Annotated in this window: 12 protein-coding genes; 7 read left to right on the top strand and 5 right to left on the bottom strand. The window is 68.4% G+C overall.

Features of this window, described 5'->3' with window-relative positions:
• Window positions 1-5: 5 nt before the first annotated feature.
• The 4 genes from Aph01nite_RS31130 to Aph01nite_RS31115 form a co-directional block, all read right to left on the bottom strand.
• Window positions 6-647 carry a hypothetical protein gene (locus Aph01nite_RS31130; protein WP_204044606.1) on the bottom strand — a complete coding sequence of 214 codons (642 nt, stop codon included), beginning with the start codon at window positions 645-647 and terminating at the stop codon, window positions 6-8.
• A 178-nt stretch (window positions 648-825) separates the two neighbouring features.
• On the bottom strand, window positions 826-1,458 hold the full coding sequence (locus Aph01nite_RS31125; RefSeq protein ID WP_204044627.1) for a response regulator: 633 nt from the start codon (window positions 1,456-1,458) through the stop codon (window positions 826-828).
• A gap of 41 nt (window positions 1,459-1,499) precedes the next feature.
• Entirely contained in the window at window positions 1,500-2,519 is a 1,020-nt protein-coding gene (locus tag Aph01nite_RS31120; RefSeq protein ID WP_204044605.1) for an LLM class F420-dependent oxidoreductase, read from the bottom strand.
• A gap of 25 nt (window positions 2,520-2,544) precedes the next feature.
• On the bottom strand, window positions 2,545-3,270 hold the full coding sequence (locus tag Aph01nite_RS31115) for a FadR/GntR family transcriptional regulator (RefSeq protein ID WP_239162116.1): 726 nt from the start codon (window positions 3,268-3,270) through the stop codon (window positions 2,545-2,547).
• 70 nt (window positions 3,271-3,340) lie between these two features.
• Between Aph01nite_RS31115 and Aph01nite_RS31110 the strand changes: the two genes are divergently transcribed.
• From Aph01nite_RS31110 to Aph01nite_RS31090, 5 genes are all read left to right on the top strand, one after another.
• A complete protein-coding gene (locus Aph01nite_RS31110; protein ID WP_204044603.1) occupies window positions 3,341-4,093 on the top strand; it encodes a (Fe-S)-binding protein in 753 nt (250 codons plus the stop codon).
• Window positions 4,090-5,484, top strand: coding sequence for a lactate utilization protein B (locus tag Aph01nite_RS31105; protein ID WP_204044602.1), 1,395 nt, complete (start codon window positions 4,090-4,092; stop codon window positions 5,482-5,484). Before Aph01nite_RS31110 ends, Aph01nite_RS31105 begins: the two co-directional genes overlap by 4 nt.
• Complete coding sequence (locus Aph01nite_RS31100) at window positions 5,481-6,062, top strand: LutC/YkgG family protein (protein ID WP_204044601.1); 582 nt, start codon at window positions 5,481-5,483, stop codon at window positions 6,060-6,062. Before Aph01nite_RS31105 ends, Aph01nite_RS31100 begins: the two co-directional genes overlap by 4 nt.
• A gap of 22 nt (window positions 6,063-6,084) precedes the next feature.
• Complete coding sequence (locus Aph01nite_RS31095; protein ID WP_204044600.1) at window positions 6,085-7,167, top strand: GNAT family N-acetyltransferase; 1,083 nt, start codon at window positions 6,085-6,087, stop codon at window positions 7,165-7,167.
• A gap of 78 nt (window positions 7,168-7,245) precedes the next feature.
• A complete protein-coding gene (locus tag Aph01nite_RS31090; RefSeq protein ID WP_204044599.1) occupies window positions 7,246-8,166 on the top strand; it encodes a sirohydrochlorin chelatase in 921 nt (306 codons plus the stop codon).
• A 482-nt stretch (window positions 8,167-8,648) separates the two neighbouring features.
• Here Aph01nite_RS31090 and Aph01nite_RS31085 read toward each other — a convergent pair whose 3' ends face one another.
• Window positions 8,649-9,014 (bottom strand): Mth938-like domain-containing protein, encoded by a 366-nt coding sequence (locus Aph01nite_RS31085; RefSeq protein WP_204044598.1) that lies wholly within the window; start codon window positions 9,012-9,014, stop codon window positions 8,649-8,651.
• 649 nt (window positions 9,015-9,663) lie between these two features.
• Between Aph01nite_RS31085 and cobC the strand changes: the two genes are divergently transcribed.
• Window positions 9,664-10,689: an Rv2231c family histidinol phosphate aminotransferase CobC gene (gene cobC, locus Aph01nite_RS31080; protein ID WP_204044597.1), complete on the top strand. Its 1,026-nt coding sequence runs from the start codon at window positions 9,664-9,666 to the stop codon at window positions 10,687-10,689.
• Between the two features lie 10 nt (window positions 10,690-10,699).
• Window positions 10,700-11,995, top strand: a complete 1,296-nt coding sequence (locus Aph01nite_RS31075; RefSeq protein WP_239162115.1) for a nicotinate-nucleotide--dimethylbenzimidazole phosphoribosyltransferase — start codon at window positions 10,700-10,702, stop codon at window positions 11,993-11,995.
• Window positions 11,996-12,050 lie beyond the last annotated feature (55 nt).

Here is a 12,050-nt window from a genome sequence, read left to right as displayed (position 1 = left end):
GGCGTTCAGGGATTCTGCTCCCGGACGCGTCCCCGCTGCCGCAGCGGCGTCCCGAAGTGCGTCACGGCCGGGGACGACGGGCCTCTGCCGTGGCTGATCGTGATCTCGCGGACGGTGACGGCGCAGAGCAGCGCGGCGAAGGCGATCGCCGCCAGTTCGGTGAGGCCGAGCCCGGTCAGTCCCTCGGCCCCGGGCAGGCGGACCAGGAGGATCCAGAGCACGACCAGCCAGCTGATCCACCAGGTGGTGAGCAGGGCCAGCCAGCGCGTACGGCCCCGGCGCTCGGCGTCCTGCCAGGCCCAGTCGGCCAGCAGCGGAGGGGCGATCAGGTTCACGCCGGGGAGCAGCCAGGCGGCCAGCACGGAGGTCGCCGACGAGGACGCGCGGGCCCGGCGGAGCCAGACCAGGTAGGTGGCGGCGGCCACCAGGGTGGTGACCACGACGATCATCATGAGGACGGCGAACACGGTCACCGCGCCCACCACCTCACGGGCGCCCGGCGCGTACGGATCGCCGTCGAAGGAGGCGATCTCCCGGGCCAGCCGCCGGCCGCGGACCTCCTCGAACAGGACCAGGGCCCCGAGGGCGGCGACCTGGGCGGTGAGGGCGGCGTAGACCCCGGTCGCGGCTCTTCGCAGCGAGCGCATGAATTCTCCCCCCGGCCCGGCGGGTCCGCCCCCGATGACCGGTCACCGAGCCCGTGCCCCACCTGTCTTCCACGCGGAGCCCGACTACGGAAAGCCGCTTGACCAGGCAACCTTCCTCATAGATATCCAGGGGGCGGCTCCGCTAACCAGGCCGCTCGGCCACTCGCCCTTCGGGCTGTCAGGTCATGACGCCGGATTCCCAGGCCCACGCCGCGATCTCCACCCGGTTCCGGGCGCCCAGCTTGACCTGGATGCTGCTGAGATGCGTCTTCACCGTGGAGAGCGACACGAACAGCTCCGCCGCCACCTCCTGGTTGGTGCGTCCCCGGGCCACCAGGCGCACCACGTCCAGCTCGCGCTCGGTCAGCGCGTCGCCGGGCGTCCTGGGGGCGACCGGCCGGGACAGGTGGGCCAGCAGCCGTACGGTCACGGACGGGGAGACCAGCGCGTCGCCGGCCGCGGCGGCGCGGACGGCCTCCACCAGCAGGGCCGGGCCGCTGTCCTTCAGCAGGAAGCCGCAGGCGCCCGCGCGGAGCGCGCCGTAGACGTATTCGTCCAGGTCGAAGGTGGTCACGATGACCACGCGCAGCGGGTCGGGCACGCCGGGGCCGGCCAGCAGGCGGGTGACCTCCAGGCCGTCCAGCTTGGGCATGCGGATGTCCAGGAGGCAGACGTCCGGGCGCAGCCGCCGGGCTTCCTGCACCGCGGCCGCGCCGTCGGCCACCGCGGCGACCACCTCGATGTCCGGCTGGGCGTCGAGGATCATGGTGAAACCGGCGCGGACGAGCTCCTGATCGTCGGCGATGAGCACCTTCACGCCAGGAATATACGGTCTGTCCGGCGTTGCCCTCGTCAGCCGAGGACGAGATCGCGGATGTGGGTCAGGGTGGGTTCGTCCCGGGGGCCCATGACGAGGAGGTTGGTGACCGGGCTCTTGCGCCACAGCTCCAGGCGCTCCCGGATCCTGGGCAGCGGGCCGACCAGGGAGATGCCGTCGGCCAGTTCGTCCGGGATGGCGTGGAAGGCCTCGTCGCGGCGGCCGGCCAGGTAGAGGGACTGGACGCGCTCCGCGGCCTCGGCGTAGCCCATGCGTCCGATGATGTCGGCGTGGAAGTTGCGGGACTTGGCGCCCATGCCGCCGATGTAGAGGGTGAGCATCAGCTTCACGCCGTCGAGGGCGGCGCGCAGGTCGTCGGTGACCACGACGAGGACCATGGCGGCGATGTCGAAGCCGGGGCCGGCGTTCGCCAGGGACGGGCCGTACATCGATTCGATCTTCTCGGGGAAGACGAAGAGGGGGAGCCAGCCCTGGGCGATCTCCGCGGCCAGGGCGACGTTCTTGGGGCCTTCCGCGCCGAGGTAGACGGGGATGTCCGGGCGGAGCGGATGGGTGATGAGCTTGAGGGGTTTGCCGAGGTTCGTCCCGCCCGGGTAGGGGAGCGGGTAGTGCGGACCCTCGCTGGTCACCGGTTCGGCCCGGCGCCAGATCTTGCGCATGATCTCGACGTACTCGCGGGTGCGGGCCAGCGGGCGGGGGAAGGGCACGCCGTACCAGCCTTCGACGACCTGGGGGCCGGACGCGCCGACGCCGAGCAGGAGGCGTCCGCCGGTGAGGTGGTCCAGGGTCATGGCGGTCATCGCGGTGGCCGCGGGGGTGCGGGCCGACAGCTGGACCACGCTGGTCCCGAGCTTGATCCTGCTGGTACGGGCGCCGTACCAGGCCAGGGGGGTGAAGGCGTCGCTGCCGTACGCCTCCGCGGTCCACACCGAGTCGTACCCCAGCCGCTCCGCCGTCTGGACCAGTTCGGTCGCGTCGGTCGCGTCCCGCTGCCAGTAGCCCAGGTTGAGTCCCAGCCTCAGATCGTTCGCCATGACCGTAGTAGAACACGTTCTATATTCACGCGGAAGAAGGAAGGACCTCCCGGCCGTCCGCGATCGGCGGGTACGCGCGGGCGAGGTGCTCCGCGACCGCGGTGGCGGCGTCCGCGGCGGAGCCGGCGGTGATCGCGCTGTGGATGAGGCGGTGGTCGGTCTGCAGGTCGGCGGTGTGGCCGAGGCGGTGCACGGCCTCGGTCGCGTACTGGCGGAGGGTGATGCTGAGGGCGCGCATGATCGCGGAGTTGAGCGTGTTGCCGGCCCGGTCGGTGAGCGCGATGTGGAAGGCCATGTCGTGGCGGACGAACTCCTCCGGGGTGGCGGCGCCGTCCATGGCGGCGAGCGCGGCGGCCATGGCCCTGCTGGACTCCGGGTCGTGCCCGGCCGGCATCCGGGCGGCCTGCGCCGCGGACCACTGCTCGATCATGAGCCGGGTGTCGACGACCTCGCGCATGGTCAGGCTGGACAGCCTGAGGTTGAGCCGGAGCAGGTCGGTGAGCGTGGCGCCGGGGTCGTAGCTGAGGATCGCGCCCGCGTTGGGCCCCCGCCCGACCTGGACCTCCACCAGCCCGAGCGTCTCCAGGACGCGGAACGCCTCGCGCACCGAGGAGCGGCTGACCTGGAGTTCCTCGGCCAGTTGGCGCTCTCCCGGCAGGCGGTCGCCCACGGTGAGACCGGACGCGGTGATCCGCCGCTCGATCTCGGCGAGGACCTGTTCGAAGGTTCGGGATCCGGTGGGTTTCGGCACCCTGGGCCTCTCAGGGGGATAGGTGTATGGTCTGACCATATTTGGTCTGACCATACCTGCGGGAGTACCTGTGCGGGTCGCGCTGTTCATCACCTGTGTCAACGACACCCTCTTCCCGGGGACCGGCCGGGCGGTCGTCACGCTGCTGCGCCGGCTCGGGGTGGATGTGGAGTTCCCGCAGGCCCAGACGTGCTGCGGGCAGATGCACGTCAACACGGGCTACCCCGCCGAGGGCGTACGGCTCGCCAGCCACTTCACCGAGATCTTCGCCGAGTACGACGCGGTGGTGACGCCGTCGGGATCGTGCACCGCGATGATCCGCGAGCAGTATCCGCGGCTGGCGGTCACCGCGGGTGCGGCGGCGAAGCAGCCGGGGCTGCGGGAGGCGGTCGGCGAGGTCGTGCCGAAGGTCTACGACCTTTCCGAGTTCCTGGTGGACGTGCTGGAGGTCACGGATGTGGGGGCGTATTTCCCGCACCGGGTGACTTATCACCCGACCTGCCATTCGCTGCGAGGGCTCCACCTGGGGGACCGGCCGCGCCGGCTGCTGGAGCAGGTACGCGGGCTGGAATTGGTGCCACTGCCGGGGGCGGAGGAGTGCTGTGGTTTCGGGGGGACTTTCGCGGTCAAGAATCGGGATATCTCCGCGGCCATGTGCGCCGACAAGGTCGGAAATGTCATGAAGACGGGGGCTGAAGTGCTCTGTGCGGCGGACAATTCCTGCCTGATGCATATCGGGGGAACGCTCAGCCGGCAGAAGTCGGGAGTCCGGGTCATGCATCTGGCCGAGATCCTCGCGGCCACGGAAGGCGGCGCGCGATGAGCCAGACATTCGTGGGGATGCCGTCGTTTCCCAAGAACGCCGCGAAAGCCGTACAGGATTCGCAGTTGCGGTTCAATCTCCGGAAGGCCACGCACACCATCCGGGGCAAGCGTGCCGCGGTGGTGGGGGAGCTGCCGGATTGGGCGGAACTGCGGCAGGCCGGTAAGGCGATCAAGGATCATACCCTTCGTCACCTGGACGAATACCTCCTCCAACTCGAAGCGGCGGTGTCGGCGGCCGGGGGGACGGTCCACTGGGCCAAGGACGCCGCGGAGGCCAACCGGATCGTCGCCGGCCTGGTCAAAGCCACCGGCGAGCGTGAAGTCGTCAAGGTCAAGTCGATGGCCACGCAGGAGATCGGGCTCAACGAGGCGCTTGAGGCGGAAGGCATAAAGGCGTACGAGACCGACCTCGCCGAGCTGATCGTCCAGCTTGGCGATGATTGGCCGTCACATATCCTGGTCCCCGCCATTCACCGCAATCGAGCGGAGATCAGGGAGATTTTCCTGGCGCACATGCCCGACGCGCCGCCCGACCTCACCGACGAGCCCCGAGCGCTCGCCGAAGCGGCCCGGTTGCATCTCAGGGAACGATTCCTGCGCGCCAAAGTCGCCATTTCCGGCGCGAATTTCATGATTGCCGAGTCGGGCACGCTGGTCGTGCTGGAATCCGAGGGCAACGGGCGCATGTGCCTCACGCTCCCGGAGACCCTGATCAGCGTGGTGGGCATCGAGAAACTGCTGCCCACCTGGCGAGACCTCGAAGTCTTCCTGCAACTGCTGCCGCGCAGTTCCACGGGTGAGCGGATGAATCCGTACACCTCGATGTGGACAGGGTCGGTCGAAGGGCAGGATTTCCATCTCGTCCTGCTCGACAACGGACGAACCGACGTGCTCGCGGACGAGATCGGACGGCAGGCGCTGCGCTGCATCCGCTGCTCGGCCTGCCTGAACGTCTGCCCGGTGTACGAACGAGCCGGCGGGCACGCGTACGGATCCGTGTATCCCGGGCCGATCGGGGCGATCCTCACGCCGCAGCTGCGGGGCATGGACACCGAACTGGACCGGTCGCTCCCGTTCGCGTCGTCCCTCTGCGGCGCCTGCTACGAGGTGTGCCCGGTCGCCATCGACATCCCGTCCGTCCTCGTCGACCTGCGGGCCAAAGCCCGGCATCCCCGTACGGAACGGGCGGGCATGGCCGCCGCCGGCTGGGTCTTCAACCGGTCGGCACGGCTCGCCCGCGCCCAGCGCTTCGGGGGACGCATGCGCAGGCTCGTCCCCAAACGGCTGCCCGGCCCGCTCTCCGGCTGGACCGACACCCGCGACCTCCCCGACATCCCCAAAGATTCCTTCCGCGCCTGGTGGAACCGGACAGAAGGCGGCACCCGATGAGCTCCCGCGACGTGATCCTCGCCCGGATCCGTTCCGCCGTCGCGAACGCGCCCGACGTGGAGATCCCCCGTGGCTATCAGGGCACGGGGGCGGACAGAGAAGGCATCGTCGAGCATTTCGCCGAGAAGGTCCGCGACTACCGCGCGGTGGTGCACGTCGTCGAGGCGGCGGCCGTACCGGACGCCATCCGCGACGCCCTGACCAGACGGACGGCCGAGAAGGTCGTCGTCCCCGGCGGATTCCCCGCCGGCTGGCTGGCCGAGTCGGCCGTCGAGGACCTGACGACCGTGGACGCCGTGGTGACCACCTGCGCCGTCGCGATCGCCGAAACCGGGACGATCGTGCTCGACGCGGGCGGCGGCATGGGCCGCCGGGCCCTCACCCTCGTCCCCGACTACCACCTCTGCGTCGTACGGGAGGACCAGATCGTGCCCGGCGTGCCCGACGCGATCGCCAGACTCGACCCGGCCCGGCCGCTTACCTGGATCAGCGGCCCGTCCGCGACCAGCGACATCGAGCTCAACCGCGTCGAAGGCGTGCACGGTCCCAGAACTCTTGAGGTGATCATCTCGATCTGACGCCATGCCGTACCGTATGGGCGTGTTCGATGAACATCTCACGATCCAAACCGAACGCCTGATCTTGCGGCATTTCGGGCCCGGCGACGCCGCGCGAGTACGGGCGATCGTCCAGGAGGGCACCCATTCGACCGCGCTCCCGCCCGGCGCTCCCGGGTATGTGGCGGGGATCGCGCAGTGGCTCGCCCACGGCGTACACGAACTGCGCAAATCCGGACAGGGTTTGCACCTGGCCATCGAGGCCGCGGGTGCCATCATCGGCGCGATCAGCCTGTTCAAGACCCACTGGGGCACAGGCATCACCGAAGTGGGGTACGGCATCCATCCCGGGCATCGGGGACGCGGCTACGCGCCGGAGGCCGTACGCGGACTGGCCGACTGGGCGCTCGGGCCCGCACGCCTGCGCCGGATCGAACTCCGGGCCACGATCGAGAACTCCGCGTCCATCCGTGTCGCCGAGAAAGCCGGATTCACCCGGGAAGGCGTGCTCCGCGGCGCCGGCTTCGAAGACGACGGCCCGCACGACGTCGTCGTCTTCGGCCTGCTCCGCGGCGAGACCGGCCCCAGCTTCGGCGGACGCCTCGACAGCACCCGCCTCATCCTCCGCCCCTTCGCCAAACGCGACGCCTTCGACCTGCTCGCCGCCGTCAAGGACGACGCCGAGATGAACCGCTGGATGCCGTGGGCGCCCGGCTACACCCTCGAACGCGCCATCGACTGGTGCACCAGGCTCTCCCACTCCGACCGCGTCAACGGCCTCACCTTCGCCCTCGAACCCCGCGACGGCGGACGCCTGGCCGGCGCCATCGGCGTCCACCGCGCCGACCCCGAACGCGGCGACGTCGAGATCGGCTACTGGGTCTCCCCGTGGGCCCGCCGCCAGGGCTACGCCGTCGAAGCCACCCGAACCGTCGCCAGCTGGCTGCTCGCCCAGGGCTACACCCGCGTCCAGTTACTGATCGCCACCGGCAACACCGGCAGCCGCGCCGTCGCCCGCAGAGCCGGATTCACCGAAGAAGGCATCCTCCGGCAAGGCCTCCCAATCCCGGGCGGACGCACCGACGCCGTCCTCTTCAGCCTGCTCCAGGACGAACTCCGACCTTAAAACACAGGTCAAGGATCCCCCATGGCCCAGTACCGTCCGCTATTGTCACGATCCGGACAAGGCAGGGAGATCGGTGACATGAAACCGCCGCTGGTACTCATCGGGCACGGCACCCACGATGAGACAGGCGTTGCCGAATTCGGCCGCTTCGTACACCGGCTCCGGTGCCGCCTGGACGGCACAGCCGCCGACGTGACCGGAGGGTTCATCACCCGGGCCCGCCCACCCCTGAGCGACTCCATCACCTCCCTCGTGGCCCGCGGCCACCACCACCTGATCGCGCTGCCCCTGAGCTTGACTTACGACCGGATCGCCTTGGGCGACATTCCCGGCACTCTCGCTTTGGAGCAGGAGCGCCACCCCACGCTCGGGTACAACCTGGCTCGTCCCCTCGGGCCTGACCCGCGCATCCTCGAGCTTCTCGCCGAGCGTCTCGCTGATGCTCAGGCTGATATGCCCCATTTGGTACGCACTGAGCCGTTTCGGCTCACGGATGAGGAGCCTGAGCGGATCACTCCGGCTGAGACCGCGATCGTGCTGGTCGGGCACGGGTCGACGTCTGTGTCGGTGAACGCTGAGGTGCATCGGGTTTCCCGGCTGTTCTGGGAGACGCATGCGGCTGAGTACCTGACGGTGGAGACGGCTTATGTGTCGCGGACCCGGCCGGGGGTTCCTGGGGGGTTGGAGCGGTGCCGGAGGCTGGGGGCGAAGAGGGTCATCGTGCTGCCGTATCTGCTGTTCGCGGGGGGAGTGCTGGAGCGGATTTGGGCACAGGCGCTGGCTTATGGGGCGAATCATGAGGGGATCGATATTCGGTGCGCCGAGGTCATCGGGGATTGTGAAGGCCTCGCTGACGTGGTGATCGATCGGTATGAGGAGGCTCTGTCGGAGGCGGCGGAGTGGAACGCGCGGCAGCGGGTGCAGCAGGCGCTGGCGGTGCAGAGACTTCCGCGGTCGCGTCGGGCGTCATCTGTTTCGGAGGAGCCGACGCGGGTGTGATGACGGGGGTGCTTGGGCGCAGCTTGGGAACTGCACCGCTCGCCATCCCTCAACGTGCCTCTCTCCAGCGTAGAGGCCTTAATCACAGCCCTTGAGTCACCGTGATTGCCCCGTCTCCTCCCCGGCTAATGGCCCGGCCGCAGCCGCTGACCTCGAAGCATTACCGCGACCACGCTTCTCGGTGAACCAGGGTGAGGCACGAACCCTGGACCGTCGATCGCCCCCAGCGATGGACGGTGCCCGACCACAGCAGGGCGATCGTCGGGCCGAACGGGTGCAGCGGTGCATAACCAGTTTGGAAGATTTCGGCTTTGGAAGATTTCGGCGCGCGACTGGCTGACATGCTCCGCAGCAGCTCAGAGCGGGTGAAACTTTGCTCCGGAGTCACCGTGACTATCCTCGATTCACCACCCTGACGGGCACGCAGCGGGCACGTCCACATGACTCGTGCTGTCGTGATCAGTGCACGTAGCTTGCGCGGGTCAGCATGTCGAGTGGAACAGGCCCCCCACGGGGGTCGTCTCAGCTAACGCGTTGTAACGCTCAACCGCGGCCTTCGTCTCCTCCGCGAAGACCTCGATGCCCTTCTGCTTCAGCAAGTCCAGGGTTTCCGGGCACGTCTGAAGGACCAAGTCCATCCCTCGTGAGAGGACGACCACCTCGGCGCCGTGGTCGAGTAGTTCGGTAACGTCGGCGGGCTGGATGCCTGGATCGTGACGCGTACCCGTCTCGTTCCAGTCCCAGGCTCGACCACCGCCCGGGTACAGCTTGAAGTCCTTTCCTTCACCCACCCCCTCGACAACCATGCGGCCCCAAGAGATGTGAGTGATCAGTGGAGATCGCTTCATGCCGGGAGACTAGCCCCATAGGTGCACTTGTGCGAGCCTTCCCAGCTCTGGCCTGCACGGACGGATCCGTGAACCACGGCAACGGGACTCCGAATCGGGGCTTGGGAAGCTGAGCTCTGCGGTTCTGTCTCTTTTGCCTCTTTGTTCGTCATTGTTGTCGGCGTTTCTGGCCGTTTGCCGGATCGGCGTGCGCAGGTGATGAAGCCGCTTGGCGGACCGGCGTGCGTGCGACATGTGACGAAGCCGCTTGGCGGATTGAGCTGGGCCTCGTTGTCGCCCAACTGAGTTGGCACGGCCGGAGGCGTAGTCCCATTGGATACGTCCGCCTGGGACCGAAAACCCGGGGGCGGTGTATCCGACAACAAGACGGCCGGCTGAAGACGCTGGTCACCCGGCTGGCGGACATGGCCGCATATTCCGGTTGCGTGCAAGCGTAAATGTGGCCTCACGTGAGCGGCCGGACGCTTGGCTCACGTCTGAGGCGATGGCGATGTGTTGGCGCATGGCCACATGTCCGGCTGGGCCGGGCATGATCACACATCCGGCTGCGCGTCAGCGTGAAAAGGGTGGGTGGGTGGGACATCCACCGGAATCAAGCAAACGACCCCTCCCGGCTGGGATGAGACATACGTCGCGTACTGTCGCGATCATGTCAGAGTGGGTTGATTTACGGCATCACGGAGACCAGGAAGTCGCACCAGGACTGGTGGATCTCGCGGTGAACGTCCGCCAGGGCATGCCACCCATGTGGCTCGCCGAGGTGATCCGAAACGCCGTGGACGATCTTGCCGCGTACCCCTCAGGACACCAAGCCAGAACAGCGGTCGCCAAGAGACATGACCGCAACCCCGACGAGGTCCTGCTGACCGCCGGCGCAGCAGAAGCATTCGTCCTTCTGGCCCGAGTCCTCAAACCCCGCCAAGCCGTAGTCGTCCACCCCCAGTTCACCGAACCAGAAGCAGCCCTACTGGCCGCGGGACACCAGGTACAGCGAATCATCCTGTCAGGCGATTTCACCCTCGACCCCACCCTGATCCCCGAATCCGCCGACCTAGTAGTGATCGGAAACCCAACAAACCCAACATCCGTCCTACACCCAGCGACAACCCTCCAAGCCCTAGCCCGCCCAGGCCGCACCCTGGTCATCGACGAAGCATTCGCCGACTGCGTCCCCGGCGAGCCCGAGTCCCTCGCATCCACCCCCCTACCAGGCCTGATCGTGATCCGCAGCCTCACCAAAACCTGGGGCCTGGCCGGCCTCCGAATCGGCTACATACTCGCCGACGCCCCCACGATCACCCGCCTCGCAGAAGCCCAACCCCTCTGGGCAGTCTCCACCCCCGCCCTAGCCGCCGCCCAAGCCTGCATGACCCCCCAAGCCCTCACAGAAACCGAAACCTGGGCCCACCAACTGACCCTCGACCGCACCCACCTGATCAGGGGCTTACAAGCACTAGGCGCCCACGTAGTCCCCAACCCCCGAGCGTCCTTCGTCTGCGTACGACTCCCCGACATCCGTCTCCCTCTCCGCGAGAAGGGTTTCGCCGTTCGCCGCGGCGACACATTCCCCGGCTTGGGCAACGACTGGATCCGCATCGCCGTACGCGACCGAGAAACCTCAGACGCCTTCCTCAAAGCCGTAGAAGCCACAATGAACACGTCCCCGACACGTTGAGGAGCTCCCCGTGCCGCGTACCCGACTGAACGAGACCATCGCCGCGATCACCCCGCTGGACGCGCCGGCGATGGCCGAAGCGAGGGCGCACCAGGACCGTCTCACGAAACCACGCGGCTCCCTCGGCGCCCTCGAAGACGTCGCCGTACAACTCGCCGGAATCGCGGCCGTCTCACCACCCCCGCTCCCGTCCCCCGCCTTCCTCGCCATCTTCGCCGCCGACCACGGCGTACACGCCCAGGGCGTCAGCCCCTGGCCCCAAGAAGTCACCACCCAGATGGTGGCCAACTTCCTCGCCGGCGGCGCAGTAGCGAACACCTTCGCCGCCCAGGCCGGCATAACCGTCACCGTCATCGACGTCGGAGTCGCCTCCGACCTACCCCCCGCCCCCAACCTCCTCATCCACAAAACCGGCTACGGCACCGCCGACCTCTCCCAGGGCCCCGCCATGACGGAATCCCAGGCCCTCACCGCCCTCGACTCCGGCATCGAAACCGCCACCACGCTCATCGCCTCCGGCGCCCGCTGCCTCGTCACCGGCGACATGGGCATCGCCAACACCACCGCCTCAGCCGCCCTGATCTGCGCCTTCACCGGCCGCGACCCCGCCGAGATCACCGGCCGAGGAACCGGAATCGACGACGCCACCCTCACCCACAAAATCGCCATAATCCGCCATTCCCTAACAATCCACTCCCTCCTCACCCCACCCTCCGTCAGCCCTTCCGCGCTCCCGACCACGCTGACCGGGGCCGATCCCGCCGACCGCGAAGCCCCACGCACGTCGCCCGCCGACAGTGGTTCCTCCGTCCCGCTGACAGCACCCACTCAGACCAACCCCGCCGACCGCCAGACCCAACCCGCCGACCGCGAAGAGACGATCCGGCGCTCGACGCCCTCGCAGAAAAACGACGGACTCGGCAACCGCCAAGACGAGGCCCTGCGCATACTGGCCGCCGTCGGAGGATTCGAACACGCCGCCATCGCCGGCTTCCTGCTCGGAGCCGCCGCACACCGCGTCCCGGTCATCCTCGACGGCGTGATCGCAGGAGCGGCAGCCCTGGTAGCCGCAGCCCTCGCGCCCCCAGCCATCGGCTACTGCATCGCCGGCCACCGCTCCGCCGAACCAGGACACACGGCCGCACTCGAATTCCTCGGCCTGCGCCCCCTCGTGGACCTCGAACTCCGACTCGGCGAAGGCACCGGAGGCCTGCTCGCCCAACCCCTCGTCGTAGCCGCCGCCCGCGTCATGCACGACGTGGCCACCTTCGACTCCGCAGGCGTCTCCGACAAAACAGCCACCTGACCAGCAGACGTCCGGAGGCAGGAGACAGTCTCCGGGCCACCGGAACATCCGGAGG

It is taken from the genome of Acrocarpospora phusangensis (assembly GCF_016862995.1).
In the GTDB taxonomy this organism is placed as follows: domain Bacteria; phylum Actinomycetota; class Actinomycetes; order Streptosporangiales; family Streptosporangiaceae; genus Acrocarpospora; species Acrocarpospora phusangensis.
The sequence above is the reverse complement of the archived record's forward strand: the minus strand, read 5'-3'. Positions and strand labels throughout refer to the sequence as shown.